At 73.1% G+C, this 26,056-nt stretch carries 27 protein-coding genes and 1 pseudogene; 17 read left to right on the forward strand and 11 right to left on the reverse strand.

Annotated elements, in window-relative coordinates:
- Window positions 1-96 precede the first annotated feature (96 nt).
- Window positions 97-741 carry an NAD(P)H-dependent oxidoreductase gene (locus ACIPAE_RS10260; RefSeq protein ID WP_329367309.1) on the reverse strand — a complete coding sequence of 215 codons (645 nt, stop codon included), beginning with the start codon at window positions 739-741 and terminating at the stop codon, window positions 97-99.
- Window positions 742-826: 85 nt separating this feature from the next.
- On the opposite strand from ACIPAE_RS10260, the gene ACIPAE_RS10265 reads away from it, so the two are divergent.
- Window positions 827-1,549 (forward strand): MarR family winged helix-turn-helix transcriptional regulator, encoded by a 723-nt coding sequence (locus ACIPAE_RS10265; RefSeq protein WP_402444198.1) that lies wholly within the window; start codon window positions 827-829, stop codon window positions 1,547-1,549.
- A gap of 23 nt (window positions 1,550-1,572) precedes the next feature.
- Here ACIPAE_RS10265 and ACIPAE_RS10270 read toward each other — a convergent pair.
- Window positions 1,573-2,103, reverse strand: a pseudogene (locus tag ACIPAE_RS10270) (class I SAM-dependent methyltransferase); the annotation flags it as partial.
- A 222-nt stretch (window positions 2,104-2,325) separates the two neighbouring features.
- On the opposite strand from ACIPAE_RS10270, the gene ACIPAE_RS10275 reads away from it, so the two are divergent.
- On the forward strand, window positions 2,326-3,483 hold the full coding sequence (locus tag ACIPAE_RS10275) for a glutathione-independent formaldehyde dehydrogenase (RefSeq protein WP_402444200.1): 1,158 nt from the start codon (window positions 2,326-2,328) through the stop codon (window positions 3,481-3,483).
- Window positions 3,484-3,586: 103 nt separating this feature from the next.
- On the opposite strand, the gene ACIPAE_RS10280 is transcribed toward ACIPAE_RS10275, so the two are convergent.
- From ACIPAE_RS10280 to ACIPAE_RS10305, 6 genes are all read right to left on the reverse strand, one after another.
- Window positions 3,587-4,672: an S-(hydroxymethyl)mycothiol dehydrogenase gene (locus ACIPAE_RS10280; protein WP_328466278.1), complete on the reverse strand. Its 1,086-nt coding sequence runs from the start codon at window positions 4,670-4,672 to the stop codon at window positions 3,587-3,589.
- Between the two features lie 185 nt (window positions 4,673-4,857).
- Complete coding sequence (locus ACIPAE_RS10285; protein ID WP_328466276.1) at window positions 4,858-5,103, reverse strand: SCO5918 family protein; 246 nt, start codon at window positions 5,101-5,103, stop codon at window positions 4,858-4,860.
- A gap of 171 nt (window positions 5,104-5,274) precedes the next feature.
- Complete coding sequence (locus tag ACIPAE_RS10290; RefSeq protein WP_402444203.1) at window positions 5,275-6,354, reverse strand: fatty acid desaturase family protein; 1,080 nt, start codon at window positions 6,352-6,354, stop codon at window positions 5,275-5,277.
- Window positions 6,351-7,997, reverse strand: a complete 1,647-nt coding sequence (locus ACIPAE_RS10295) for a DEAD/DEAH box helicase (protein WP_402444205.1) — start codon at window positions 7,995-7,997, stop codon at window positions 6,351-6,353. Before ACIPAE_RS10295 ends, ACIPAE_RS10290 begins: the two co-directional genes overlap by 4 nt.
- A gap of 219 nt (window positions 7,998-8,216) precedes the next feature.
- Window positions 8,217-8,420 (reverse strand): cold-shock protein, encoded by a 204-nt coding sequence (locus tag ACIPAE_RS10300; RefSeq protein WP_010986199.1) that lies wholly within the window; start codon window positions 8,418-8,420, stop codon window positions 8,217-8,219.
- A 280-nt stretch (window positions 8,421-8,700) separates the two neighbouring features.
- Window positions 8,701-9,471, reverse strand: a complete 771-nt coding sequence (locus tag ACIPAE_RS10305; RefSeq protein ID WP_402444207.1) for a hypothetical protein — start codon at window positions 9,469-9,471, stop codon at window positions 8,701-8,703.
- A gap of 344 nt (window positions 9,472-9,815) precedes the next feature.
- Here ACIPAE_RS10305 and ACIPAE_RS10310 point away from each other — a divergent pair, with 344 nt between their 5' ends.
- Window positions 9,816-10,616, forward strand: coding sequence for a hypothetical protein (locus ACIPAE_RS10310; RefSeq protein ID WP_402444209.1), 801 nt, complete (start codon window positions 9,816-9,818; stop codon window positions 10,614-10,616).
- On the forward strand, window positions 10,613-11,485 hold the full coding sequence (locus ACIPAE_RS10315) for a class F sortase (RefSeq protein WP_402444211.1): 873 nt from the start codon (window positions 10,613-10,615) through the stop codon (window positions 11,483-11,485). The genes ACIPAE_RS10310 and ACIPAE_RS10315 overlap by 4 nt, the downstream gene beginning before the upstream one ends.
- Window positions 11,486-11,497: 12 nt before the next feature.
- Here ACIPAE_RS10315 and ACIPAE_RS10320 read toward each other — a convergent pair whose 3' ends face one another.
- Window positions 11,498-12,475: a D-alanyl-D-alanine carboxypeptidase gene (locus tag ACIPAE_RS10320; RefSeq protein WP_328466264.1), complete on the reverse strand. Its 978-nt coding sequence runs from the start codon at window positions 12,473-12,475 to the stop codon at window positions 11,498-11,500.
- A gap of 209 nt (window positions 12,476-12,684) precedes the next feature.
- On the opposite strand from ACIPAE_RS10320, the gene ACIPAE_RS10325 reads away from it, so the two are divergent.
- From ACIPAE_RS10325 to ACIPAE_RS10335, 3 genes are all read left to right on the forward strand, one after another.
- On the forward strand, window positions 12,685-13,419 hold the full coding sequence (locus ACIPAE_RS10325; RefSeq protein ID WP_402444213.1) for an alpha/beta fold hydrolase: 735 nt from the start codon (window positions 12,685-12,687) through the stop codon (window positions 13,417-13,419).
- Window positions 13,420-13,710: 291 nt separating this feature from the next.
- Entirely contained in the window at window positions 13,711-14,862 is a 1,152-nt protein-coding gene (locus ACIPAE_RS10330; protein WP_402444215.1) for an ATP-binding cassette domain-containing protein, read from the forward strand.
- Window positions 14,859-15,722, forward strand: a complete 864-nt coding sequence (locus tag ACIPAE_RS10335; protein WP_329367329.1) for an ABC transporter permease — start codon at window positions 14,859-14,861, stop codon at window positions 15,720-15,722. The genes ACIPAE_RS10330 and ACIPAE_RS10335 overlap by 4 nt, the downstream gene beginning before the upstream one ends.
- 104 nt (window positions 15,723-15,826) lie before the next feature.
- Here the strand turns inward: ACIPAE_RS10335 and ACIPAE_RS10340 are convergent, their stop codons facing one another.
- Window positions 15,827-16,198: a CrcB family protein gene (locus ACIPAE_RS10340; RefSeq protein ID WP_329374158.1), complete on the reverse strand. Its 372-nt coding sequence runs from the start codon at window positions 16,196-16,198 to the stop codon at window positions 15,827-15,829.
- 2 nt (window positions 16,199-16,200) lie between these two features.
- Window positions 16,201-16,674 (reverse strand): CrcB family protein, encoded by a 474-nt coding sequence (locus ACIPAE_RS10345; RefSeq protein ID WP_366414036.1) that lies wholly within the window; start codon window positions 16,672-16,674, stop codon window positions 16,201-16,203.
- A 211-nt stretch (window positions 16,675-16,885) separates the two neighbouring features.
- Between ACIPAE_RS10345 and ACIPAE_RS10350 the strand changes: the two genes are divergently transcribed.
- From ACIPAE_RS10350 to ACIPAE_RS10395, 10 genes are all read left to right on the forward strand, one after another.
- The gene (locus ACIPAE_RS10350; RefSeq protein ID WP_329367333.1) at window positions 16,886-17,845 is read left to right on the forward strand and encodes an urea transporter; all 960 of its coding nucleotides are present in this window, start codon (window positions 16,886-16,888) and stop codon (window positions 17,843-17,845) included.
- A 51-nt stretch (window positions 17,846-17,896) separates the two neighbouring features.
- The gene (locus ACIPAE_RS10355) at window positions 17,897-18,202 is read left to right on the forward strand and encodes an urease subunit gamma (RefSeq protein WP_328466252.1); all 306 of its coding nucleotides are present in this window, start codon (window positions 17,897-17,899) and stop codon (window positions 18,200-18,202) included.
- A gap of 5 nt (window positions 18,203-18,207) precedes the next feature.
- Window positions 18,208-19,143 carry a sirohydrochlorin chelatase gene (locus ACIPAE_RS10360; RefSeq protein ID WP_402444218.1) on the forward strand — a complete coding sequence of 312 codons (936 nt, stop codon included), beginning with the start codon at window positions 18,208-18,210 and terminating at the stop codon, window positions 19,141-19,143.
- Complete coding sequence (locus ACIPAE_RS10365; RefSeq protein ID WP_402444220.1) at window positions 19,140-19,595, forward strand: urease subunit beta; 456 nt, start codon at window positions 19,140-19,142, stop codon at window positions 19,593-19,595. Before ACIPAE_RS10360 ends, ACIPAE_RS10365 begins: the two co-directional genes overlap by 4 nt.
- On the forward strand, window positions 19,595-21,319 hold the full coding sequence (gene ureC, locus ACIPAE_RS10370) for an urease subunit alpha (protein ID WP_402444222.1): 1,725 nt from the start codon (window positions 19,595-19,597) through the stop codon (window positions 21,317-21,319). The genes ACIPAE_RS10365 and ureC overlap by 1 nt, the downstream gene beginning before the upstream one ends.
- Window positions 21,320-21,322: 3 nt before the next feature.
- Entirely contained in the window at window positions 21,323-22,198 is an 876-nt protein-coding gene (locus ACIPAE_RS10375; protein ID WP_402444223.1) for an urease accessory protein UreF, read from the forward strand.
- A gap of 61 nt (window positions 22,199-22,259) precedes the next feature.
- Window positions 22,260-22,880 (forward strand): urease accessory protein UreG, encoded by a 621-nt coding sequence (gene ureG, locus ACIPAE_RS10380; protein ID WP_328466242.1) that lies wholly within the window; start codon window positions 22,260-22,262, stop codon window positions 22,878-22,880.
- 1 nt (window position 22,881) lies between these two features.
- A complete protein-coding gene (locus tag ACIPAE_RS10385) occupies window positions 22,882-23,844 on the forward strand; it encodes an urease accessory protein UreD (RefSeq protein ID WP_366413320.1) in 963 nt (320 codons plus the stop codon).
- Between the two features lie 97 nt (window positions 23,845-23,941).
- Window positions 23,942-25,291, forward strand: a complete 1,350-nt coding sequence (locus ACIPAE_RS10390) for an ammonium transporter (protein ID WP_402444225.1) — start codon at window positions 23,942-23,944, stop codon at window positions 25,289-25,291.
- Window positions 25,292-25,452: 161 nt separating this feature from the next.
- Entirely contained in the window at window positions 25,453-25,995 is a 543-nt protein-coding gene (locus ACIPAE_RS10395) for a hypothetical protein (RefSeq protein ID WP_329367349.1), read from the forward strand.
- Window positions 25,996-26,056 lie beyond the last annotated feature (61 nt).

A 26,056-nucleotide genomic window follows, 5' to 3' on the forward strand; every position in this document is an offset into this window, starting at 1 on the left:
TGCTCCGCGGCACCCGGGAGGGGTCTGCTCGGACTGGCTCCACGGCACCCGGGAGGGGTCTGCTCGGACTGGCTCCACGGCACCCGGGAGGGTCGGTCAGACGGCTACCGGCGACTTCCACAGGTCGTCGATCGCGGCCTCGGCCGCCGCCAGGCTCTCCTCGGCCAGCGGCACCAGCTCGGCCATCGCCGGGTTGCTCCCGGCAAGCGTCAGCTCCGCGGTGATGAAGCGCGGCTCCAGGCCGGTCAGCGACAGACCGTGCGGGAGCCAGGGCTCGGCGTGGTCCCAGCCCTCGCGGGGCGTGCCGGCGCCGTAGCCGCCGCCGCGGGCCGCGAGCACCACCATCTCGCGCCCGCCGAGCAGCGGTGCCATCGTCTCGCCGTCCACCGAGAGCCCCGGCGCGATGAGGTGGTCGACCCAGGTCTTGACGCCGCTGGGGGCGCCGAAGTTGTAGAGCGGCAGGCCGAGCAGGACGGTGTCGGCCGCCTTGACCTCGCCGACGATCTCCTCGCTCAGCGCCCAGGCGGCGGCCTGCTCGGGAGTGCGGTCGGCCGCGGGAACGGCGCCGGAGTGCACGGTGGCGGGGACCAGGTGGGGCAGCGGGTGCGCGCCGAGGTCCCGGTAGGTGACGGTCCCGCCCGGGTGGGCCGCGCGCCAGACGGCGGCGGCGCGCGCGGTCAGCTTGCGGCTGACGGACCGCTCGCCCTGGATGCTCGCGTCGATGTGCAGGAGGTGAGGCATGTCGTTGACCTTCCACGGATGGTTTGTGTAGCGCCAACGATTTATAGCACGTCACCATTCCCGGCGGACTGGGTAGACTCGGGGAATGGCCTCTCTGCCCGTGCTGAACCAGCCGCCGAGGCGGTCCGGAGCGCTGCTCGACCAGCTCGCGCGGCGGATGCGGCTGCGCGGGGAGTCCGTGCTGGCGCCGCTCGGGCTGCGGCCGCGCCACCTGGTGGCGCTCACGGTCCTGCGGGACCTGCACGGCAGCACCCAGCAGGCGCTGTCCTCGACCCTGATGATGGACCGGGCCAACGTCGTCGGGCTGCTCAACGAACTGGAGGCCGACGGCCTGGTGGAGCGGCACCGCTCACCGGAGGACCGGCGCCGCCACATCGTCAGCCTCACCGACCCCGGCATCCGGCGGCTGGCCGCGGCCGAGTTCGCGCTGGCCGGTGCCGAGGACGACGTCCTGGGCGCCCTCGACCCCGCGCAGCGCGACACGCTGTACGAACTGCTGCGGATCGCCGCGGCCGGCCGGCCCGCCCCCGACCGGGTGGAGGCACTCGGCGGCCTGAGCGCGGACGAGGCCGCGCAGGATCAGCTCGCGGGCTCCCCCGGCGCCGGGCCCGGGTCCTGCCTCACCGACGACGACGCGTGCCTCGCGGCATCCGACCCCTGCGGCTCCGACGCGGGCTCCCGCCCCGACGCCCGTTCCGACGCCCGTTCCGACGCCCGCTCCGGCGCCGAGTCCTGCCGCGAGGGCTCCGCCACCACCGCGCTGCCCAGCGACATCGCGCCGACGAAGCGCGGCGCGCCCTCCTCGTAGAACACGTCCAGCTCGGTCAGCGTGAAGCCCGCGCCGGTCAGCAGGTCCGGGATCGGGCGGGTGAGCCGGCAGCCGCCGGCCAGCCGGCGCTGGAACGGTTCGAGCCGCCGCTGCCAGCGCCGCACCTCCGCGTCGGGCGCGAGGCCGTGCTCCACGAACCGCAGGGTGCCCCCCGGCCGCAGCACGCGCCGTACCTCCCGCAGGGCGGTGTACGGGTCCGGGATCGTGCACAGCGTCCAGGTGGAGACGGCCGCGTCGAAGATCGCGTCGGCGTACGGCAGCGCCTGCCCGTCCAGGCCCGAGCGCAGCACCGGTACGGACGAGGCCCGCACCCGGCCGCCGGCCAGCCGCCAGCCGGTGTCGGAGGGCTCCACGGCGTCCACCCGGGTCACGGCGGGCGGGTAGAAGGGCACGTTGCGCCCCGAGCCGAAGCCGATCTCCACCACCGCGCCGGTGAGTTCCGCGCAGACCCGGCGGCGCAGCACCGCGGCCTGCCGTGATCCGCAGGCGGCGTCGACCAGCCGCGGCAGCACCCGCTCCGAGTAGACGCCCATGGCCGCGGCCCCCTTGTGACGCTCCTCCCGCCAGTCTCGCACCGTGACGGCGCCGCCGGACCCCTTCGACGCCCGCGCCGTCCGTGCGTTTCCCGCCCCGACGACGCGACGTGCGCGCCCCGCCGCACCGCCGGCCGCCGTACCGGCCTCCGCGCGCCGGGGCACCGTTTTGAGTTGCCCTGCCCCCGGGTGTTCGCTGGAAGGACCACGGAGGTGGTGAACATGAAGGCTGTCGTCTACCAGAAACCCTTCTCCGTCGCGGTCGCCGATGTCGACACTCCCGGCATCCAGCACCCCAACGACGTGATCGTCCGCGTCACGTCCTCCGCGATCTGCGGATCGGACCTGCACATGTACGAGGGCCGCACCGCGGCCGAGGCCGGCATCGTCCTCGGCCACGAGAACCTGGGCATCGTCGAGGAGATCGGCTCGGGCGTCGCGTCGCTGGCGGTCGGGGACCGCGTGGTCATGCCGTTCAACGTGGCCTGCGGCTTCTGCAAGAACTGCCTGGCCGGCAACACCGGTTTCTGCCTCACGGTGAACCCCGGGTTCGCCGGCGGCGCGTACGGCTACGTGGCCATGGGGCCGTACCTCGGCGGGCAGGCCGAGCACCTACGGGTGCCGTTCGCCGACTTCAACTGCCTCAAGCTGCCGCCGGGCGAGCAGTTCGAGACCGACTTCGTGCTGCTCGCCGACATCTTCCCGACCGGCTACCACGGCTGCGAGCTGGCCGAGGTCTCCCCCGGCGAGTCCGTCGCGGTCTACGGTGCCGGCCCGGTCGGGCTGATGGCCGCCTACTCGGCGCTGCTGCGCGGCGCGGCCAAGGTCTTCGTGGTCGACCGGGTGCCCGAGCGGCTGGCCAAGGCCGACGCGATCGGCGCGGTGCCGATCGACTTCACGCAGAGCGACCCGGCCGGGCAGATCCGTGACCACACCGACGGCGAGGGCACCGACAAGGGCATCGACGCGGTCGGCTACCAGGCCCAGGGCCACGACGACGGCCGCGACACCGGCCACGAGGAGCCCGCGAGCGTGCTCAACTCCCTGGTCGAGACGGTCCGTCCGACCGGCAGGCTCGGCATCCCCGGCCTCTACGTGCCGTCCGACCCCGGCGGCCCCGACGAGCACGCCCGCCACGGCCAACTGCTCGTCTCGATCGGCAAGATGTTCGAGAAGGGGCAGCGGATGGGCACCGGGCAGTGCAACGTCAAGCAGTACAACCGCCAGTTGCGCGACCTGATCACCGCGGGCCGGGCCCGCCCCAGCTTCGTGGTCAGCCACGAACTCCCCCTGGAACAGGCCCCCATGGCCTACGAGAAGTTCGACCAGCGGGTGGAGGGCTACACCAAGGTCGTCCTCCACCCCGCCCTGGCCGCCTGACCCCCACCCCACCCGATCCCCGGGCCGACCACCACCCGCCGGCGGCCCGGGACCACCGACGTCAAACCCGGCGCACCCCGCACTGACCGGATCGACGTGGTCGTCAGAGCACGACCACCGAGCGGAGGACGTCGCCGTCGCGCATGCGGGTGAAGGCCTGTTCGACGTCCGGGAGTTCGATGGTCTCGGTGACGAACGCGTCGAGGTCGAGGCGGCCTTGGAGGTAGAGGTCGATCAGCATCGGGAAGTCGCGTGAGGGCAGGCAGTCGCCGTACCAGGAGGACTTCAGGGCGCCGCCGCGGCCGAAGACGTCGAGCAGGGGGAGTTCGAGCTTCATCTCCGGGGTGGGCACGCCGACCAGGACCACCGTGCCGGCCAGGTCCCGTGCGTAGAAGGCCTGCTGGTACGTCTCGGGGCGGCCGACCGCCTCGATCACCACGTCGGCGCCGAAGCCTCCGGTCAGCTCGCGGATCGCCTCGACCGGCTCGCTGGTGCGGGAGTTGACGGTGTGGGTGGCGCCCAGGCGGTGCGCGGTGGCGAGCTTGCGGTCGTCGACGTCCACCGCGATGATCCGCGCGGCGCCCGCCAGCCGGGCGCCGACCACCGCGGCGTTGCCCACCCCGCCGCAGCCGATCACCGCGACCGAGTCGCCCCGGCCCACGCCACCGGTGTTGAGGGCCGCGCCGAGCCCGGCCATCACCCCGCAGCCCAGCAGCCCCGCGGCGGCGGGGGAGGCCGCCGGATCGACCTTCGTGCACTGTCCGGCGGCCACCAGCGTCTTGTCGGCGAACGCGCCGATGCCCAGCGCGGGCGACAGCTCGGTGCCGTCGAGCAGCGTCATCTTCTGCCGGGCGTTGTGCGTGTCGAAGCAGTACCAGGGCCGGCCGCGCCGGCACGCCCGGCAGTTCCCGCAGACCGCACGCCAGTTGAGCACCACGAAGTCCCCGGGCTCGACCTCGGTCACCCCGGCGCCGACCGACTCGACCACACCGGCCGCCTCATGGCCGAGCAGATACGGGAAGTCGTCCCCGATGCCGCCCTCCCGGTAGTGCAGGTCGGTGTGGCACACCCCGCACGCCTGCACCGCGACCACGGCCTCACCCGGCCCCGGGTCCGGTACGACGATCGTCTCGACGCCGACCGGGCCGCCCTTGCTCCGCGCCACCACACCCCGCACCTGCTGCACCACGGCATCCACCTCTCTGCGTCTGGGACGACCTCGCATTGTCCCGGGATGCGGGGCGCCGCGCGACCAGCCACGCAGCGCCCGCGCTCGCCGGAGACAGGAACCTGGAACAAGAACCGGTACGGAAACCGGTACGGGAACGGGGCGACCGCGCGCCGGCCGCCCCGTACCGAACCGGCGCTCCCGAACTAGCCGGCCGTGGTGCTGTGCAACGGGAACCCGAGCGCCTGCATCGCCCGCTCCACTTCGCCCGCGTTGAAGTCGCGCCGGTCCTGGCGGGTGAGAGCCGCGCCGACCTGCATCAGCGGGTAGCGGACCCCGCCGATGTCGACGGAGCTGCCGGTGACGGGCTCGGGAGTGACCCCGCTCATCACCTGCTCCACCTCGGAGGGGTGGAAGTAGAAGTGGTGGCGGGCGATGGTGACGCGCATCATGCCTCGACAGGGGAGAGGGGACAGGGCCGAAAACTCCACACTCTCATGTTTCCGGCAGGGGGCATACCTGCTGTTCGACCGCCCCGGACCGCCCCGGCCGGCGCCGTGGAAGGCGTCGTCCGAGGCGGGTCCGGGGACCAGGTCCGGGTCCAGGACCGGGACCAGGTCCGGTCAGGTGGTGGTCGCGGCCCGCAGCGGCGCGCCGACGTCGTGCAGATGGCGCAGCGCCTGCGCGTAGGAGGAGACCAGCCCGCTCTCCGCGTAGGCGATGCCCAGTTCCGCGCAGTACGCCTTCACTATCGGCTGGGCGCGCCGCAGGTGCGGCGTGGGCATGCTCGGGAAGAGGTGGTGCTCGATCTGGTAGTTCAGCCCGCCGAGCGCGATGTCGGTCAGACGCCCGCCGCGCACGTTGCGCGAGGTGAGCACCTGGCGGCGCAGGAAGTCGGGCCGGTCCTTGCCGGTCAGCGTCGGCATGCCCTTGTGGTTGGGCGCGAAGGTGCAGCCCATGTAGACGCCGAACACCGCCTGGTGGACGGCGACGAACGCCAGCGCCTGGAGCGGGGTGAGGATCAGCAGCAGCGCCGTGATGTACGCGGCGATGTGCACGCCGAGCAGCACCGCCTCCAGGGTGCGCTGCTTGTACGCGGGCCGGAACAGCGCCCGCACCCCGGCCACGTGCAGGTTCATGCCTTCGAGGGTGAGCAGCGGGAAGAACCAGTACGCCTGGCGGCCGCCGATCCAGCGGGCCACGCCGCGGGCGTTGCGGGCCTGGCCCTGCGACCAGACCAGGATGTCCGGGCTGACGTCCGGGTCCAGTTCCTCGTGGTTGGGGTTGGCGTGGTGGCGGGTGTGCTTGTCCTGCCACCAGCCGTAGCTCATGCCGACGCAGAGGTTGCCCGCGATGCGGCCGGCGGCCTCGCTGGGCCGGCGCAGCCGGAACACCTGGCGGTGGGCTATGTCGTGGGCGACCAGCGCGATCTGGGAGAAGAGCACCCCCAGCACGCCGCCGATCGCCAGCTGCCACCAGGTGTGGCCGAGCATCGCGAACGCCGTCCACGCGCCGATGTACAGCGCGGCGACGCCGCCGATCCGGGCCACGTAGTAGCCGGGGCGGCGCTTCATCAGGCCGGAGTCGGTGATCCGCCGGGAGAGCGCGGAGAAGTCGCTTCCCTCGCAGGGCGCGCCGTCGTCGGCGGCCTGGTCGGGGAGCGGTGCGGCGGTGGCGAGCGCGGCCGCCGCGGCGGGCCTCACGCGGCGCGCCCGCGGGGTTGCGCGGTGCGGGCGCCGCCGGAGCGGGTGCCCCCTGAGCGGGAGCCGCCCGAGCGTCCGGCGGAGGTCCCCGCCGAGCCGCCGGCGGAACTGCCCGCCCCGCGGCCGGAGCCGCCGCCGGTGCGTGCGGCGTTGCCGCCGCCGCGGCCCGCGCCGCCCCGGCCGGAACCCGCGCCGGAGGCGCCGCCCGCCCGTGGCCTGCGCCTGCTGCCGCCGCGTCCGGTGGAGCTGCCGGAGGCGTGCGCCGCCGGCACCGGTGCCGCGATGGTGACCGGCACCCCGGAGGGCACCCGGGCACCGGTGATCCGGGCCAGTTCCTCGTCACCGGAGTGCACCCTCGCGGTACGCGGGGTGATCCGGGCCTTGGCCATCAGCCGTTCCATGTCGCGGCGCTGGTCGGACAGCACCAGCGTCACGACGCTGCCGGACGCGCCCGCGCGGGCGGTGCGGCCACCGCGGTGCAGGTAGTCCTTGTGGTCGGCCGGCGGATCGACGTTGACCACCAGGTCGAGGTCGTCGATGTGGATGCCGCGCGCGGCGACGTTGGTGGCCACCAGCGCGGTCACCTCGCCGTTCTTGAACTGGGTGAGGGTACGGGTGCGCTGCGGCTGGGACTTCCCGCCGTGCAGCGCGGCCGCCCGTACGCCGCTGGCCAGCAGGGTCTTGGCGAGCCGGTCCACGGCGCGCTTGCTGTCCAGGAAGAGCAGCACCCGGCCCTCGCGGGCGGCGATCCGCACGGTGGCGTCGCGCTTGTCCTCGCTGGTCACGTGGAGCACGTGGTGCTCCATGGTGGCGACGGCACCGGCCGACGGGTCCACCGCGTGCACCACCGGGTCGGACAGGAACCGGCGGACGAGGGTGTCCACGTTGCGGTCGAGGGTCGCGGAGAACAGCATCCGCTGGCTGCCCGGAACCACCTGGTTCAGCACCGCGGTGACCTGGGGCAGGAAGCCCATGTCGGCCATCTGGTCGGCCTCGTCGAGCACGGTGATGACGACCCGGTCGAGCCGGCAGTCGCCGCGCTCCACCAGGTCCCGCAGCCGGCCCGGGGTGGCGACGACGATCTCCGCGCCGCCGCGCAGCGCCGCGGCCTGGCGGCTGATCGACAGCCCGCCGACGACCGTGGCCAGCCGCAGGCGCAGCGCCCTGGCGTACGGGGTGAGGGCGTCGGTGACCTGCTGGGCGAGTTCGCGGGTGGGCACGAGCACCAGCGCGAGCGGCTGGCGCGGCTCGGCGCGCTGCCCGGCGGTGCGGGCCAGCATGGCCAGCCCGAAGGCGAGGGTCTTGCCGGAGCCGGTGCGGCCCCGGCCGAGGACGTCGCGGCCGGCCAGCGAGCTGGGCAGCGTCGCGCCCTGGATCGGGAACGGCACGGTGACGCCCTGCCGGGTCAGCTCCTCCGTCAGCGCGGCGGGCATGTCCAGCTCGGCGAAGGTGGTCGCGGCCGGCGGGGCCGGGGTGACCGTGGTGTAGACCGACTCCTCGGAGCCGGTGTCGGCGGGGCGTCCGCCGGAACGGCCGGAGCCGCGGGAGGCGCCGGGGCGGCCGCCGCCCTGCTGGGGGCCGCGCGGCTTGCGCCGGGCGCGGGCCGGACCGCCCGAATAGGACTGGCGATTTCTTTCAGGCATGCGTGAAGCCTTCCTCGAAGGCGGCGCGTGCCGAAAAAGACTCCGCAAAAGGTGACATCAGGCGGAGACCCGCAGAACGAGCCGGAGAGATGAACAGCGGAGGAGGTGAACTGCGGTGGAACGGAAAACGTCCATCCGTCCGGGATTCGCACCCAGGTACGGAAAAGCCGGGCCCCGCGCCCAAAGTAGCGGGACCCGGCTCGAGTACTACTCGTCCGATCAGGCCGGGACGATGTTCTCCGCCTGCGGGCCCTTCTGGCCCTGCGTGACGTCGAAGGTGACCTTCTGGCCTTCCTGGAGCTCACGGAAGCCCTGGGTGGCGATGTTCGAGTAGTGGGCGAAGACGTCGGCGCCGCCGCCGTCCTGCTCGATGAAGCCGAAGCCCTTTTCCGCGTTGAACCACTTAACGGTACCGGTTGCCATGTCTAACTTCCTCTGATGGTGCAGTTCCCGAACTCGCACTTTACGAGCCAGGTGTCGCTGCAATGACCCCATCTGGAGGCCGGAAAACAAAATGCGCCCGAGGGTCACATCCCGTCAGGCGCACACAGAGTTCATGGGTACCACAACCGCAACAATTAAACGGTAGCACACCTGCGGCGAAGTGCGCAGTACCGCCGCCGCGCCGCAGCCGTACCCAGCCGTGCCACGGCCGGGTGAGCTGGCAGAACGTGATCGTCCGGCCGGCGCGCCCGCCGGGCGTTCAGTGCCGCTGCTGGGCCTTCATCACGTCCCGCATCGCCGCGACCAGCGCGCCGCGGTACCGGTTCAGGTCGTCGGGGCTCGCCGGGCGGCCGCGCAGCGAGTTCGCCACGGCCGGGTCGGGGGCGAGGTCGTTGAAGCCGGTCAGGGTGAGCGAGAAGACGGCGCCGCCGTGCAGCACCCGCAGCTCCTCCGTCTGCGTGCTGACGGTCAGCAGATACGCCTCGTCGCCGAGGCCCGGGACGGCGGTGTCGTGCTCGGCCGGGGTGAGGTCGCCGGTGTCGAGGCCGCGCTGGTCCTCGAACTCGGCCCGCGGGTCGGTGCGCTTGTGCAGGTCGATGGTGACGAACACCTGGTACCTGCTGGTGACGGCGCCGGGGGTGCGGGCCCCGACCGACAGGGTGCAGTGGATCTGGTCGAGCGCGGGGCCCAGGTGGGCGGCGGCCGGGGTGACCGCCTCGGTGTCGGTGGCCTTGAGCGCGGCGGTGAGCGCTGCGAGGCCGTCGCCCGCGCAGGGGCTGGCGCCGAGCGTGTAGCCGTGCAGGTCGGGCCCCGCGTGGCGGTGGTCGTCATACAGGTGCAGGCCGGCCGTCCACAGCGCGGACGCGACCGCGAGGCCGCCGAGTCCCCAGGTCCAGTGCCGCCGCGGCGGGAAGCGGAACCGGGAGCGGCCGCGGGTGCTGCGAATGCCGCGGGTGTCATCGGCGTTGTCGGCGATCACGTCGGGTCCGGGCTCCTCGGAGCCGCCGGTCAGTTCCGGCTCGGTGATCACGGCGTCCCTCCTCTCTCCTCGTCTCCTCGCGAACGGCCCGCCGGTGTGTGTATGCCCCGGCCGCGCCGTCCGGACCGACTTCCATGGGGTTTGTTCGGTGTCGAGGGCCCCGCGGGTTGCCCGGCGGCGCCTCCCCGTGGCGGCAGGGGGATCGCGCGGGCGACCGGCCACCGGCCGGTGGCCCGTCAACTCGCCCCAGCGGCCCGGGCCCCCGGGCCCGCTTGTCGCACATACGGACCAACCCGCGGGGCGCCCCGCTCCGAATGGCTGGGTGGAGAGCCCCTCCACCTGGCGCGCCGGCCCCCAGCCGGCTCGTTGGTTCCCGCCCGAGCGAAGGACACAGCATGCAGCACACCAGCGCACGCGTATTGACGGCGATAGCGGTGGCCGCGGTCCCGCTGGCACTCCCGGCGGCGGCGTGGGCGGCGCCCGCCTCGCCCGACGTCCCGTGGGTGAGCTACCAGGCGACGCTGGACCCGGTCACCGCCAACCACGTGACCGGCAGCGGCACCGCGATGGTCCAGCTCTCCGGCAACACCGCGAAGATCACCGTGACCGCGTCCGGCCTGGTCGGCGGCGCCTCCCCGCACGCGATGCACCTCCACGTGGACGGCGGCGGGGTCTGCCCGAAGCCGAGCGAGGCCAAGCAGCACAACGGACACAGCTCCACCAACGTCGCCGACGCGATGAAGGACTACGGCATGATCGGCACGTCGCTGACCACCAGCGGCGACAGTTCGGCCAAGAGCGCCCTGGCCGTCACCCGCTTCCCGTCCGGCTCGACCGTCCACTACAGCCGCACGCTGGAGGTCAGCGACGACGTCGCGGCCAACCTGAAGTCCGGCAAGGCGGTTCTGGTCGTCCACGGCATCGACTACAACGGCAACGGCAAGTACGACGACGTGCTCGGCGCCAGCGAACTGGACAAGTCGCTGCCCGCGGAGGCCACCGACCCGGCACTGTGCGGCGCGTTCACGACCTCGCAGATGACCACGATGCCCGGCGGTGGCGCGGACACCGGCGACGGCGCCACCCAGCACGGCCGCACCGACACGGGGATGGTCGCCGGCGGCAGCGCCGCGGCCCTGCTCGGCCTCGGCGTCGGCGGCTACGCGCTGCGCCGCCGGAACACCGCGGGCCGATGAACGACGACCCGGCGGGAGCGGCGGGCTCCGCGGACCCCGCGCGCGCCGGCCGTCCGGAAGGTCCGGACGGCCCGGCGTCCGCGGGCCCCGGCGCGCCGGGTGACCCGGCCGGCCCGGACGACCCGATCGGCCCCGCCGACCCGATCGGCCCCGCCCGCAAGGAAGTCGCGGACGCGGGCCCGGGGCGTACGCGGAAATCGCGCCGTACGGCGGCCTTGCTGGTCGCCTTCGCGGTGGCCTGCGTCGCCACCGGCGTGACGGTGATCCTGGCCGGCGCCGGCGGCGGGGCGAAGCCGCCGCCGCAGGCGGGCCCGGCCGCCGCCGGCACCATGCCGGGGATGCCCGGCATGCCGCAGGTGACCGCCTCGGGGCCGCCCGCGCCGACCACCGCGGCCGGCCCCCCGGCCGCCGGCGGCGCGCTGCCCGCGTCCCGCCCGACCGAACTGGACATCCCCGCGATCGGCGTCCACTCCGACCTGCTCGACCTGGGCCTGAACAAGAACGGCACCCTGGAGGTGCCGGGCAAGCCGCTCCAGGCCGGCTGGTACCACAACTCGCCGGCGCCCGGCCAGGTCGGCCCGTCCGTCATCCTCGGCCACGTGGACTCGTACGCCACCGGCCCGGCGGTCTTCTACAAACTCGGCGCGCTCCGCCCGCACGAGCGGATCACGGTGACCCGCGCCGACCGCAAGACGGCTGTCTTCACGGTCGACGCGGTCCGCTCGTACCGGAAGAGGGCCTTCCCGACCCTCGACGTGTACGGAAACACGTCCGACCCCGAGCTGCGCCTGATCACGTGCGGCGACTGGAACGCCCGCACGCGCAGCTACGACGGGAACACCGTCGTCTTCGCGCACCTGGCGACGTGACGTGCCGTCAGGTCACTTCTTGAAGGCGTAGTCCATCAGCTTCTTCGCGTCCGAGGTGCGCGCGGACACCGAGGAGGAGGAGAGCACCGTGCCGATCACGGTCTTCTTGCCGCGGGTGGCGGCGAAGACGAGGCAGTAGCCGGCCTCGGGGCCCGAGCCGGTCTTGACGCCGATGGTGCCGGAGTAGGTGCCCAGCAGGGTGTTGGTGTTGGTCCAGGACATGTAGCGGTAGCCGCCGGACTTGGTGGTGACCTTCTGCTTGGTCGACTTGGTCTTCACGACCGTGCGGAAGGTCGAGTACTTCATCGCGTTGCTCGCGAGCTTCGTCAGGTCGCGCGGCGTCGAGTAGTTCTTGCCGTTGCCTATGCCGTCGAAGGAGTCGAAGTGGGTGTTCTTCAGACCGAGCGACTTGGCGGTGGAGTTCATCGTGCCGATGAAGGACTTCACCCGGGCGGCGCGGGTGGAGCCGGTGCCGAACTTGTCGGCGAGCGCGTAGGCGGCGTCGCAGCCGGACGGCAGCATCAGACCGTAGAGCAGCTGCCGGACGGTGATCTTGTCCCCGACGATCAGGTGCGCGGACGACGCGCCCTTGGAGACGATGTAGTCGCTGTACGCCTTCTGCACGGTCACCTTGGCGTCCAGGTTGAGGTGCTTGTTGGCCAGGACCACCCGGGCGGTCATGATCTTGGTGGTCGAGCCGGTGGAGCGGCGGGTGTCGGCGGCCTTGGTGAAGAGGGTGGCGCCGGTGCCGTTGTTCATGACGTAGCCGCCCTTGGCGACGATGGACGGAGCCTTGGGCGCGGCCTTCGCGGCGGTCTTGGCGGCCGTGGCGGTCTTGGCCGCGGTGGTCGCGGCGCTCTTCGCGGTGGCGGGCGCGGCCTGCGGGGTGGCCTGGGCCGCGGGGGCGGCGAGCGCGCCCGCCGCGAGGAGGGCGGCGGCGGTGACCGCCGCGGCCGAGACCCGGCGGATGCCGCTGATGTCGGTTCTCACTACTGCTCCAGATGTTCGTGGGGCGGCGTGCGGAAGTGCCGCTCTGAGGAGAGACGTTGGGCGTGGCCCAACGGTGCGTCCTCGCAGGCAATATTTTCTGATATTCCATTTGATTGGTACCCGGGGGGCCGGGTTTCCGCGGGTACGGCAGACTCCTGCGGTGGCCCCGCGGTTCGCGGCGCGCGACGGGTGCGGTGAGGGGGGTGGGCGTGACGGAGCGGGGCGAAGAGCGGCTCGTGGTACGGCGGTTGCCTCCGGCGGCCGCCGGGGCGGTCCTGCTGCTGCACGGCGGCTACGAGCAGGACACCCGCGCGCCGTCCCGGCTGAACGTCCCCGCCCTGCGGATGCGGCCGTTCGCCACCGCCGTGGCCCGGGCCGCCGGGGGCCGGGGTGTGGCCGTCGCCGAGGCCCGCTACCGGTACCGGGGTTGGAACGGGGGGCGGGCCGACGCCGCGCGGGACGCCGCCGAGGCGGTCGAGCGGCTGGCGGAGCTGACCGGCGGAGCGCCCACCGTGCTGATCGGCCACTCCATGGGCGGGCGGGCCGCGCTGCGTGCGGCCGGCGCCGCGCACGTGGCCGGCGTGGTCGCCCTCGCTCCCTGGTGCCCGCCGGGCGAACCCGTCGCCCAACTCGCCCACCGTCGCCTGGTCTTCGCGCACGCCACCGCCGACCGCGTCACCTCGCCCGCCGAGTCGCTGCGGATGGCGGCCGATGCCCGCGCGGCCGGCGCCCAGGTGGCCCGGTACGAACTGCCCGGCGGCGACCACGCGATGCTCCGCCGGATGCGGGCGTGGCACCGCTTCGCGGCCCTCGGTGCCGCCGCCCTGCTCGGCCTCGCACCCGTGCCGGCCGAGATGTCCGCGGCCTTCGCCCGCAGCCCTGGCGACCCGGACGGCCTCGCCCTCCCGCTGCCCCGGGCCGCGTCGCCGCGCTCGTCGCCGTGAGCCGTGAGCAGTGAACCGTGAGCCGTGACCGGAAGGGCCCGCCGGTTCGCGGCGCCCCGCACGCGCTGCACCTGCCGTACCGCGGAGAGCGACGGGGGCCCGCTCGGCGCCGCCACCCCCGCTCGCGTGGCCGCCGGAGGGCCGAGTACCCGGGGCCGGGCGCCGTCCAGGGCCGCCCGGACCTCCCGCCCGGCCGCTCGCCCGGGCTGCCGCCGCCCCTCTGCGGTCCTGCCCGCCCGGAGCAAGAATGGAGGTGGAGGCAGTTCCGCTATGCCCGAGCGAGGTGGTCCCGTGGACCAGGCAGCCATCAGCGTCTCCGGCCTCAGCAAGCAGTTCGGTTCCGTCCAGGCACTGGACTCCGTGGACTTCGACGTCGAGCCCGGCACCGTTTTCGGCCTGCTGGGCCCCAACGGAGCGGGCAAGAGCACCGCGATCCGCATCCTGACCACGATCGTGCGCCCCAGCAGCGGGCGCGCCGAGGTGCTGGGGCACGACGTCGTCAGCGAAGCCGTCACCGTCCGGAACCTGATCGGGCTGGCCGGGCAGTACGCGGCGGTGGACAAGAACCTCACCGGCCGGGAGAACCTGCGGCTGATCGGCCGCCTCACCCACGTCCGCCGCTCCCGGATCAGGCGGCGCGCGGGCGAGCTGCTGGAGCGCTTCGACCTGACCGCGGCCGGCGACCGCCCCGCGCGCACCTACTCCGGCGGCATGCGCCGGCGGCTGGACGTCGCCGCCGCGCTCGTCCCCGACCCGCCGGTGCTCTTCCTCGACGAGCCGACCACCGGCCTCGACCCGCAGAGCCGTATCGCGCTGTGGGAGATGATCCGCCAGCTGGTGGCCGACGGGACGACCGTGCTGCTGACCACCCAGTACCTGGAGGAGGCGGACCAGCTCGCCGAGCGCGTCGTCGTCATCGACCACGGCCGGGCCATCGCCGACGGCACCCCCGCGCTGCTCAAGGCCGACCTGGGCAACACGGTCATCGAGCTCGACATGGGCGAGCCCGGCCGGGCCGTGCGGGCCGCGGAGGCGCTGCGCGACCGGGTGCCCGAGCCGCCCGACGTCGACGGCGTACGGCTCCGGCTGGTCTCTCGGGAAGGGTCCCGGCCGCTGCTCGGGGTGCTGCGCACGCTGGACGAGCGCGATCTGGTGCCCGCCGCCGTCGCGGTCAGGGAACCCAGCCTCGACGACGTCTTCCTGCAGTTGACCGGGCACCTCAGCGGTCCCGCGTCGCCCTCGGAAGGCGCGGACCCGCCCGCCGACGGCGATCCGCCGCCCGCCGACGGTGATCCGCCGCCCGACGACGGTGATCCGCCGCCCGACGACGGTGAGTCCCGCGCCGACGGTGAGCCCTGCGGCGACGATCCTCCCCGCGGCGACGAACCCCGCGGCGGCCCGCCTCCCGGCGGCGGCTCCTCCTCCGCAGGCGCGGCCTCGTGACCGGGGCCGCCGCGTTGCGCCGCTACGCCGGCCGCGGAGGCGCGGACACCGGCGGCGCCCTGTCGCCCGGCCCGCCCACCCGGCCGCTGTCGCGCCTGACCCGCACCGCCCAGGACGGCATGGCGGTCGCCTGGCGGAACCTGATCGGGCTGCGCCGGGTGCCCCGGCTGCTGGTGTTCTCCACCATCCAGCCGCTGGTCTTCGTGCTGATGTTCCGCTACGTCTTCGGCGGGGTCGTCTCCCCCGCGCTGCACGGGGTCAGCTACGTCGACTTCCTGATCCCGGGCATCTTCGTGCAGACCGCGGTCTTCGGCGCCATGAACACCGCGATCGGCCTGGCCACGGACATGCAGACCGGGCTGATGGAGCGGTTCCGGTCGCTGCCGATGGCCAGATCGGCGGTGCTGGTCGGCCGGACCCTGGCGGACCTGGTGCGGAACGTCTTCGTCGTGGCGCTGATGACGGCGGTGGGCTTCGCCATCGGCTTCCGCATCCACGCAGGCGTGCCGGCCTTCCTCTGCGGAATCCTGCTGGTGCTGGCCTTCGGGTTCGCGATGTCCTGGATCTTCGCGGTGGTCGGCATGGCGGTCGGCGACCCGGAGACCGCGCAGGCCGCGGCCTTCCCCGTCCTGGCCCCGCTGGTCTTCGCCTCCGCGGCCTTCATCCCGGTCAACACCATGCCCGGCTGGCTCCAGGCGTTCGCCCAGCACCAGCCGGTGTCCCGTACCGCCGAGGCGGTCCGCGCCCTGGTGCTCGGCGGGCCGACCGTCAACGACGTCTGGCAGGCGCTCGCCTGGGACGCGGGCATCGTCGCGGTCTTCGCGCCGCTCGGCGTGTGGCTCTACCGCCGGGCGGTATGACGTCGCGGCGCCCCTCCGACCCGCGCCCGTAAGCCCGGCCGTCCGCTCCCGTACCCCCGCGGAGCCGCGCCCGTAAGCCCGGCCGTCCGCTCCCGTACCCGTCCTCAGAACGCCGCGGCCGCCGCCGCCCCGGCGAAGGACAGCCCCACGCCCGTCCCCACGGTGAGCAGCAGGTAGGCCGCCGCGGTGACCAGTCGACGCTTGGAGGTGAGCGTCAGCAGCTCGTACGAGAACGTCGACCACGTGGACAGCGCGCCGCAGAAGCCCGCGCCGAGCAGGTAGGTGCGTTCGGGGGTGAGGTGGGCGCCCATGCCGGTGCGCACCACGTAGCCGAGCAGCAGCGCGGCGGCGGAGTTGGCGGCGAAGGTGCCCAGCGGGAAACCGCTGGACAGGCGGTGGTTCGCCTCGGCGCCCAGCAGGTAGCGGATCGGCGCGCCCACGAGCGCGCCGGCCACCACGAGCAGCCAGTCGGCCACCGTCATCGCCCGCCACCTCCCGTGGCCCGCACGCGGGTCAGGAGTGCCCGGGTGCCGAGCGCGCCCACCGTCACGGCGGTCAGCGCCGCCGCCGGCGTCAGCAGCAGGTCCCCCACCGCGTAGCCGGGCTGCCCGCGGTGGAAGAGCAGCCGCACGTTGTCGGTGTAGTGGGAGAACGACGTGAAGCCGCCGAGCACCCCGGTGCCGAGCAGCGGGCTGATCAGCCGGGGCGCGTTCGGGAACCCGAACTTGACGGTCGCCATGAGGATGCCCATCAGCAGGCAGCCCGTCGTGTTGACCAGCAGGATCGTCCAGGGGAAGTCCGGCGGCTGGTAGTCCGGCCACAGCCGTTCGGCGCCGACGCGCGCGCACGCGCCCGCGGCCCCGCCGACCGCGACGGCGGCCACCACCGGCACCTGGGCTCCCGGGTGGTGGTCCGGGTGGTCACGGCGGCTCATGGCGATCTTGTGCGGCATTCCGCCACATTGGCAGGTTCTTCCCGCCGACTTGCCACGCCTCCGCGTGGGGCGACGCGTTTTTGGTCCGAGCGGGTGTGATTCCGCGGCCGCTCCGAGCAGGCAGCCCATTCGACGTAAAGATTCTGCCAAGCTGCTCCCGCAGTCCCCGCCCACTTCCCTCCGGAATACCCGGTCGTATTCCGGTATTCCGCCGACGCTGGGATTTCCCTTGTCCATCGCAGAACCTGATTTCCTCCGGAGGATCGAGAGGAAACAGCCGCACGGTTTTCTCGTCGCGAGCGTGCGCGGTGTGGGCCAGGTCGATCTCCAGCCCTGTATCTGGACCGGCGTGCTCATCCTGGCCGGGCTGTGGGCCGCGGGCTGGCGGATCGGGCTGTTCGCGACGATCGGCACGCTGGTGTCGACCGCCACCGCCCACCTCGCCGGGGTCGACCGCTCCAACATCGCGCTCGGTCTGCAGGGCTACTGCGGATGCCTCACCGGGGTCGCCCTGGTCACCTCGCTGGGCGCCCACACGTCCACCTACGCCCTCGCCGTCGTCGGCGCGATCATGTGCACCGTGCTGATGGGCGCGCTCACCGTCCTGTTCAAGCCGTACGGCCTCACGGCGCTCACCGCACCCTTCTGCCTGGTCTCCGGGATCATGGTGGTCGGGGCGTCGTCCTTCAGCCGGGTCTGGCACGGCGCGGCCCCCGCGGGCTTCAGCAACACGGGAAGCACCTCGCTGTCCTGGAGCAACCTGTGGCACGCCTTCTTCACCAACGTGTCGCAGGTCTTCCTGGTGGACAAGTGGTACGTCGGCCTCATCATGCTGGTCGGCCTGGCCTGCGCCGGAGTCCGCGTGCTGCTGTGGACGGTGGCCGGCAGCGTCGTGGGCATCCTCGCCGCATGGGCCCTGGGCGCGCCGGCGTCGTCCATCGCCAACGGCATCTACGGCTACAACGCCGTCCTCGTCGCCATCGCCATGGGTGCGGTCTTCCTCGCCGCGACGGTGTGGAACGGCGTGTACACCCTCGTCGCCGCCGCGGTCACCACGAGTCTCACGGCGGCGTTGACGGCGATCTTCAAGACGTTCGGCGGCCACACCTTCACCTGGCCGTTCATCCTCACCACATGGGCGTTCATGGCGGCTGTCCCGGTGCTGACCCGATTTCGGCCGGCCGACTGACCGCCCGACGACCGGCCTTTCCCTGCTGGACTCCCCGAGGAAGGTAACGACGTGAATCTCGCCCCTCGCGAGGTAGACAAACTGCTGGTGTACGTGGTGGCCGATCTGGCACGGAAACGCCAGAGCCGCGGTCTCAAGCTGAATTACAGCGAGTCCGTCGCACTGATCACCGAGGCGATTCTGGAAGCCGCCAGGGACGGCAAGAGCGTGGCCGACTGCATGGAACTCGGCCGGCACGTCGTCGGAGAGGACGACACCATGCCGGGCGTGCGGGACATGCTCGGGCTGCTCCAGGTCGAGGCGTCCTTCGTGGACGGCACCAAACTGGTGTCCTGCCACGACCCCATCGGCGGCTGACCGCGGTGTCGGAGCGCTGCCGGGTGGTCGCCGTCCGCGGCCACGAGGCCGGGTCCGGGCAGGAACTGTCGGAGTCGGCCGGCCCCGAGGTGCCCGTGGTCGGCAGCGGTCGCGAACTGTTCCGGTGCGTCTCGCGGCTGCGCGGCCAGGGCGAGCAGGTGTGTGTCGTCCCCATGACGCTGGGCCGGCACCCGGACCTCGTCGCGGACACCGCCCGTACCCTGCGGGCGCTTCCGGCCGGCGAGCGGCACGGCACGGTGCTCGCCGAGCCGTTCGGCACCTCGCAGCACCTGGTCGCCTGGCTGCGGGCGGCGGCGGGCCGGATTCCCGCGGACAGCGCCCTGCTGCTCACCGCGCCGTCCGGGGACCCGTTCGACGACGCCGAGTTGTACCGGCTCGGCAGCCTGGTCGGCCGGCACGGCGGTCACGAGCTGGTCGAGGTCGCGTTCCTCGGGGGCACGCCCGATCCGGGCGAGGGCGTACGCCGCTGCGCGCTGCTCGGCGCCTCCGCCGTGACGCTGCTGCCCGCCGCTTTCGTGCCGCCCGAGATCCCCGGCGACGCACGGGTGCCGGTCCACCGGCACGGCCCGCTGCTCTCCCCGGCGGCGCTGGCCCGGGTGCTCGCCGAGCGGGTCGCCGACGCCCGACGCCGGTGGACCGAGCACGGTGACGACGGCGTCGCCGCCGCGCTGGGCTACGCCGACGACCACGGCTACGCCCACACCCACGGCCCCGGCGGCCATGACCACGGCCACGACCACGTCGATGGCCATGACCAGGACCACGGCCATGGCCACGGCTCCGGCAGGAACGGCCACGAGCACAGCCACGGGCTCGCGCACGAGCACGGCCACCCCCACGCGCACCCGCATCAGCACCCACCGGCGCCTCACCATCCGCCCGCCCCTGGTGCGGGCCAAGTCAACAGGAGTACGTCATGACGCCCCGTCAGAAGTACCTGTACGGCGAAGGTCCGATCGAGATCAACGCCGGCCGCCGCACGGTCAAGCTCTCCGTCAGCAACACCGGTGACCGGCCGGTCCAGGTCGGTTCGCACTACCACTTCTTCGAGGTGAACTCGGCGCTGCTCTTCGACCGGCAGCAGGCGCTCGGCATGCACCTCAACATCGCGGCCGGCACCGCCGTACGCATCGAGCCCGGCGACACGCGGGAGGTCGAGCTGTGCGAGTACGCCGGCACCGGCCGCCTCGTGGGCTTCAGCGGGCTGCTCAACGGCAGCACCGCCTCCCACCCGATCAGGGTCGAGGCGGTGCGCAAGGCGATCGAGCGCGGCTACCAGGGCGCCCAGGAGTCGGCCGGCGCCGACTCCGGTGCCGCCGGGACACCTCCGAAGCCCACCAAGAAGTCCCAGCAGAAGAAGGGTTCGCACTGATGCCGATCCTGCCCCGCAAGCAGTACACCGACATGTTCGGTCCGACCGTCGGTGACCGCTTCCACCTGGCGGACACCAATCTCGTGGTCGAGGTCGAGAAGGACTTCAGCGAGGGCCAGTACGGCGACGAGGTCCTCTACGGCGGCGGCAAGACCATGCGGGACGGCATGGCCTCCGACCCGCAGGCGACCGCCGCCCAGGGGGCGCTCGACACCGTCATCACCAACGTCGTGGTCATCGACCCGATCGTCGGAGTCGTCAAGTGCGACATCGGCATCAAGGACGGGATGATCGCGGGCATCGGCAAGTCGGGCAACCCGCAGACCCAGAACAACGTCCACCCCGACCTGGTCATCGGGCCCGGCACCGAGGCGATCGCCGGCGAGCACCTCATCGCCACCGCGGGCGCCATCGACAGCCATGTGCACCTGATCGCCCCGCAGCAGGCCGAGCAGGCCCTCACCAACGGCATCACCACCCTGATCGGCGGCGGCACCGGGCCGTCCGACGGCTCCAACGGCACCACCTGCACCCCCGGCCCGTACAACATCGCGCGGCTGCTGCAGGCGGCCGAGGGCCTGCCGGTGAACCTCGGCATCATGGCCAAGGGCAACGGCAGCCTGCCGGAGGCGCTCAACGAGCAGATCGTCGCCGGCGCGTGCGCGCTGAAGGTCCACGAGGACTGGGGCGCCACCCCCGCGGTGATCGACAACGCGCTCAACGTGGCCGACCGGCACGACGTGCAGGTGGCGATCCACACCGACAGCCTCAACGAGTCCGGCTTCTTCGAGGACACCCGCTCGGCGATCGACGGCCGCACCATCCACACCTTCCACAGCGAGGGCGCCGGCGGCGGTCACGCCCCGGACATCATGCGGGTCGCGGGCGAGCCCAACATCCTGCCCTCCTCGACCAACCCGACGCTGCCGTACACCCGGAACTCCGTGGACGAGCTGCTGGACATGGTGATGGTCTGCCACCACCTCAGCCGCGACATCCCCGAGGACGTCTCGTTCGCCGACAGCCGGGTCCGGGCCGAGACGATCGCCGCCGAGACGGTCCTGCACGACCTCGGCGTGATCAGCATGTTCTCCTCCGACTCCCAGGCGATGGGCCGGGTCGGGGAGTCGGTCACCCGCGCCTTCCAGACCGCGCACCACTGCAAGGACCAGTTCGGCCCGCTCGAGGGCGACTCCGCGCGCAACGACAACCAGCGGGTGCTGCGCTACCTGGCGAAGCTCACCATCAACCCGGCGATCGCCACCGGCATCTCGGACCACATCGGCTCGATCGAGAAGGGAAAGATCGCCGACATCGTGCTCTGGCCGATCCACTCCTTCGCCGCCAAGCCGAAGATGGTGATCAAGGGCGGCATCATCTCCTGGGCCCAGATGGGCGACCCCAACGCGTCGCTGCCGACGCCCCAACCGGTGATCTACCGGCCGATGTTCGGGCAGTACGGCAAGGCGCTGCCGTCCACGCACGTCACCTTCATGTCGCAGGCCGGCATCGCCGCCGGGGTCCCGGCCGAACTGGGCCTGCGGCGCAAGATCCTGCCGGTCGGCCGTACCCGCACCATCGGCAAGCACAACATGGTGCGCAACAGTGAGCTGCCGGACATCAGGATCGACCCGGAGACGTTCAAGGTCACCCTCAACGGCAAGGTCGCGACCATCGATCCGGCCGCCGAGCTGCCCCTCAACCACCTGTTCTTCCTGGTCTAGGGCATGTACCGCGACGAGCAGGGCGGCTCCGGGCCGGCGTCCACCACCGCCGGCCCGGAGCCTGCGCCCGAGTCCGAACCCGTGCCCGAGTCCGGCCTCTCGCCCGAGTCCGGCCTCTCGCCCGAGTCCGAACCCGAGTCCGAACCCGGGTCCGAACCCGGGTCCGAACCCGGGATCGAGTCCGCGCCCGAGCCCGGGATCGGCTCGCTGCTGGTCAGCCTCCAGCTGACCGACTCCGCCTTCCCGAGCGGCTTCTACACGCTGTCACACACGCTCGAAGGCTTCGCCCAGGCCAAGGAGGTCGACGCCGACAGCCTGCCGGCGCTCCTGCACGGCCTGCTGCTGCACGCGGTCGGCCCGGCCGACGCCACGGCGCTCGCGCTGGCCCACCGGGCGACCGCCGCGGGCGACCCGGAGACGGTGGTCCGGATCGACGAGTACCTGTTCGCCACCAAGCTGGGCCGGGAGATGCGGCTCGCGTCCACCCGGACCGGCCGCCAACTGCTCGACCTGGCCCGGGAGGTCTTCGACCACCCGGAGATCGGCGCGCACTTCGAGCGGGTCCGCGGCGGTGCGGCGCCCGGCACGCAGGCGGTGGCCGCCGGGATCATCTACGCGGCGGCGGGCGTACCGCTGCGCCAGGCCGTCGTCTCCGACCTGTTCGCGTTCTGCGCGAGCTTCGCGGGCGCGGCCCTGCGGCTGCGGCTGACCGACCACCGCAAGGCGCAACTGCTGCTGCGGCGGGCCGCGCCCGTCATCGAAGCCGCCGCACAGGCCGCGATGCGCCGCGAACTCGCCGACGTCGGGGCGACCGCCTTCGCCTCGGACGTCATGTCGGGCCGCCACGAACGGGCCGAGGCACGGCTCTTCGCGAGCTGACCGGCCCCCGCCCGCCGGCGCCCACCGCCGGCCACGCCCACCACACACTCCAGGGAGCACCGTGAACGACAACGTCCTGCGGATCGGCATCGGCGGACCCGTGGGGTCGGGGAAGACCGCGCTCATCGAGGCGCTGGTGCCGGTGCTGATCGCCCGCGGCCACCACCCCTCGGTGATCACCAACGACATCTACACCCAGGAGGACGCGCAGCACGTCCGCCGCACCCTCGACGGCATCCTGGCGCCCGAGCGCGTCGTCGGCGTGGAGACGGGCGCCTGCCCGCACACCGCCGTACGCGACGACCCGACCATGAACCTCGCGGCCGGCGCCGAGATGCTGGAGCGCTTCCCGGACACCGACATGCTCTTCTTCGAGTCCGGCGGCGACAACCTCACGCTGACCTTCAGCCCCGCGCTGGTCGACCTGTTCCTCTTCGTGCTGGACACCGCCGAGGGCGAGAAGATGCCCCGCAAGCGCGGCCCCGGCATCACCGACTCGGACCTGCTGGTGATCAACAAGATCGACATCGCGCAGTACGTCAGGACCGACATCGGCGTGATGGAGGCCGACGCCCACCGGGTCCGCGAGAACCGCCCGGTGGTGCTGACCGACTGCCTCACCGGCGTCGGCATCGACGACATCGCCGGGTACCTGGAGTCCCGCCGCAAGGTGCTGGTCTGACGTGCGGGGCGCCCCGGCCCGTCCCCGTCCCGACCGGCTCGCCCCCGGCTACTACAGCGCGGCCCGGGTCCCGCCCGAGGTGGTCGGCCCGTCGGGGGCGCCCGACACGCTGCCCGCCGGCTCGGCGGCCAAGGTCGGCATCCTCGACCTGGCCTTCGCGGTGCGGGGCGGCCGCACCGAACTCGTCGAGCGCTACCAGAAGACGCCGCTGCAGATCATGCGTCCGCTGTGGATCGACCCCGAACTGCCCGGCATGAGCTACGTCTACCTGATGGCCACCGGCGGCGGCATCGTGCAGGCCGACCGCTACCGGATGGACGTCCGCTGCGGCCCCGGCACCCAGGTGCACCTGACCACCCAGGCGGCGAGCAAGGTGTTCAGGACGGAGTACGACTACGCGACCCAGCTCGTCCGGCTGACCGCCGAGGCCGGCAGCTACGTGGAGTACCTGCCCGACCCGGTGATCCCGTTCCGGGACTCCCGGTTCTACCAGCGCACCGAGGTCACCGTGGCCCCCGGCGCGACGGTCCTGCTCGGGGACACCCTGACCGCGGGCCGGCTCGCCCGGGGCGAGCGCCACCAGTACCGGGCGCTGGCCACCGACCTGGTGGTGGCCCGGCCGGACGGCACGCTGCTGGCGATCGACACGCTCCGGCTGACCTCCGGCCGGGACGGCGACGTGCCCGGCGGCGGTCCCGCGGTCTTCGCCGGCGCCGACCACGTCTCGTCGTTCTTCGTGGTCACCGACCTGCGGCCGGCCGCCGAGATCGCCGACACCCTGCACGAGGCGCTGGCCGGCCTCGGGGTCCGGTACGGCGCCAGCGTGCTGCCGCGGGACTGCGGCGCCTGGGTCCGGCTGCTGGACAGCGACCCGATCAGGGTCGCCGCGGCCCGTACCGCCGCGTGGCACCGCGTGCGCGAGCTGCTCACCGGCCGTCCGGCCCCCGACCTGCGCAAGGCGTAGCGACGGTACGGGCCGCGGCGACGGTCCGCGCGCGGCGCAGCCCCCATCCGACGATCCGCACCCCGCCCCCTGTGAGGTAACCCGTGAGGTACTCCCTGTGAACGTCGCTCCCGCGCCGATGCCGCCCGCCTACGACTCCGGTGACACCGCGTGGCTGCTGGCCGCCACCGCCATGGTGCTGCTCATGACGCCGGGGCTGGCGTTCTTCTACGGCGGCATGGTGCGCACCCGGCACATCCTGATGATGATCAAGATGAGCTTCGCCGCGCTCTGCTTCGGCACGCTCGTCTGGTGGGCGATCGGCTACACCCTGGCGTTCGGGCCGGACGTCGGCGGGGTGGGGCTCATCGGGAACGTGGACCACGCGTTCATGCGCGGCATCGGGCTGACCACACTGAGCGGGCACATCCCCACGTATGTCTTCAGCACCTTCCAGATGGGCTTCGCGATCATCACGGTCGCCCTGATCAGCGGCTCCATCGCCGACCGGGCCACCATGAGGGGCTGGCTGGTCTTCGTGGTGCTGTGGCTGCTCATCGTCTACGTGCCGCTCGCCCACTGGGTGTTCGACCCGGACGGCTGGATCGTGCGGCACCTGGGCGCGCTCGACTTCGCGGGCGGCCTGCCGGTGGAGCTCAACTCCGGGGTCTCCGGGCTCGCGGTCGCGCTGGTGCTGCGCGCGCCGCGCGACTTCGCCCGCCGGGAGGAGCGGCCCAACAACATCCCGCTGGTGGTGATCGGCGTCGCCCTGCTGTGGTTCGGCTGGTTCGGCTTCAACTCCGGCTCGGCGCTGACCGACCAGGGCGCGGCGGCCGGCGCGTTCATCAACACCCAGCTGGGCGCGGCGGCCGCGATGGTGACCTGGCCGCTGGTCGAGAGGTGGCGCACGGGCACCGTCACCACCGTGGGCGTGGTCTCCGCCGCGGTCGCCGGCATGGTCGCGATCACGCCCGCGTGCGGCGAGATCAACACCCTCGGCGCGGTCATCACCGGTCTGGTCACGGGCGCGGTGTGCGCCTTCGCCATCACCCTCAAGTTCCGTCTCAACCTCGACGACACGCTCGACGTGGTCGGGGTGCACGGGGTCGGCGGGCTGATCGGCCTGATCATGGTGGGACTCCTCGCCACCGCGCGGGTCAGCGGCAAGAAGGGCCTGTTCTACGGCGGCGGAGGGGGCCTCCTGGGCCGCCAGGTCGTGGCGATCCTCGCCGTCATGGCGTTCTCCTTCGTCCTCACCTGGATCATCGCGAAGGCGGTCGACCTGACCGTCGGGTTCCGCGCCGAGGAGGAGTACGAGAAGGTCCCCGGGCAGGAGCGGGAACGCGCGTACGACTTCCAGACCGCGGAGCGGCTCGGCGCCCTGGTCTCCGGCAAGCCGGTCTCCAGCAACGACGAACTCGTGCGGCAGATCGCCACGTTGCTGCGGGCCCGGAAGGAGTCCGACTGATGGGGCCGGGCGGAGGGGCGCGCGCGTGGGCGCGTGGGCCGGGTGCGCGCGCGGGCCGTGGGCCAGGCGGTCGGGTGGGTCCGGGGCGGGCGGTCGCGCCGGGCGGGCGGATTGGCGGGGGCGGCCACGAGGCCGGGCGCGCGGGTTGGCATGATGCCTAAATGAGCCGAAACCGCCGAACCGCCTTCCGGTCGTCCCGAGCCTCACGCGCCACCCGGGCGATCGCGGTCGCGGCGGCCCTCACCGCGTGCGCCACGGCCTGCACGCACTCCTCCGGCACGTCCCACGCGGCGCCGTCGCAGGCCCCGACGACGGACACGCCCGGGCAGGTCACCGTGCACGAGGCCGACGTCGATCTGACCATCACCGACGCCGTCGCCCACCTCGACAGCGCGGGCAACGGCACCCTGACGATGGCGGTCCGCAACGACAGCGGGGTGCCCGAGCACCTCGACATGGTGGGCACCCCGGACGCCGGTCGCGGCGCCATCGCCGGGGCCGGCAAGAGCGGCGCCCCCGGCTCCCTGATGGACGCGGGGATCTACCTGCCCGACGGCACCACGGTGACCTTCGGCGGCACCGGCCCGACCGTCACCTTCAGCGCGGTGCACGGCGTCACCGCCGCGCACACGCTGCCGCTGATGCTCCAGTTCGGCGTGGCCCGCCTGGTCCACCTCTCCGCCCGCGTGGTCACGACCGGCTGACCCGCGGGGCCCCGGGTCCGCGGGTCGCCGGGTCCGCTGATCGGCAGAAGGTGCCGGCGGT

This window comes from Streptomyces sp. NPDC087270 (assembly GCF_044744625.1).
In the GTDB taxonomy this organism is placed as follows: Bacteria; Actinomycetota; Actinomycetes; order Streptomycetales; family Streptomycetaceae; genus Actinacidiphila.

What these genes read in the sequence shown, in the direction of transcription:
- ACIPAE_RS10365 (WP_402444220.1), top strand. Translation starts at nt 19,140, where the DNA reads ATGACGCCCCGTCAGAAGTACCTGTACGGCGAAGGTCCGATCGAGATC.
- ureC (WP_402444222.1), top strand. Translation starts at nt 19,595, where the DNA reads ATGCCGATCCTGCCCCGCAAGCAGTACACCGACATGTTCGGTCCGACC.
- ACIPAE_RS10375 (WP_402444223.1), top strand. Translation starts at nt 21,323, where the DNA reads ATGTACCGCGACGAGCAGGGCGGCTCCGGGCCGGCGTCCACCACCGCC.
- ACIPAE_RS10265 (WP_402444198.1), top strand. Translation starts at nt 827, where the DNA reads ATGGCCTCTCTGCCCGTGCTGAACCAGCCGCCGAGGCGGTCCGGAGCG.
- ACIPAE_RS10310 (WP_402444209.1), top strand. Translation starts at nt 9,816, where the DNA reads ATGCAGCACACCAGCGCACGCGTATTGACGGCGATAGCGGTGGCCGCG.
- ACIPAE_RS10345 (WP_366414036.1), bottom strand. Translation starts at nt 16,674, where the DNA reads ATGCCGCACAAGATCGCCATGAGCCGCCGTGACCACCCGGACCACCAC.
- ACIPAE_RS10295 (WP_402444205.1), bottom strand. Translation starts at nt 7,997, where the DNA reads ATGCCTGAAAGAAATCGCCAGTCCTATTCGGGCGGTCCGGCCCGCGCC.
- ACIPAE_RS10395 (WP_329367349.1), top strand. Translation starts at nt 25,453, where the DNA reads ATGAGCCGAAACCGCCGAACCGCCTTCCGGTCGTCCCGAGCCTCACGC.
- ACIPAE_RS10315 (WP_402444211.1), top strand. Translation starts at nt 10,613, where the DNA reads ATGAACGACGACCCGGCGGGAGCGGCGGGCTCCGCGGACCCCGCGCGC.
- ACIPAE_RS10260 (WP_329367309.1), bottom strand. Translation starts at nt 741, where the DNA reads ATGCCTCACCTCCTGCACATCGACGCGAGCATCCAGGGCGAGCGGTCC.
- ACIPAE_RS10275 (WP_402444200.1), top strand. Translation starts at nt 2,326, where the DNA reads ATGAAGGCTGTCGTCTACCAGAAACCCTTCTCCGTCGCGGTCGCCGAT.
- ACIPAE_RS10285 (WP_328466276.1), bottom strand. Translation starts at nt 5,103, where the DNA reads ATGATGCGCGTCACCATCGCCCGCCACCACTTCTACTTCCACCCCTCC.
- ACIPAE_RS10300 (WP_010986199.1), bottom strand. Translation starts at nt 8,420, where the DNA reads ATGGCAACCGGTACCGTTAAGTGGTTCAACGCGGAAAAGGGCTTCGGC.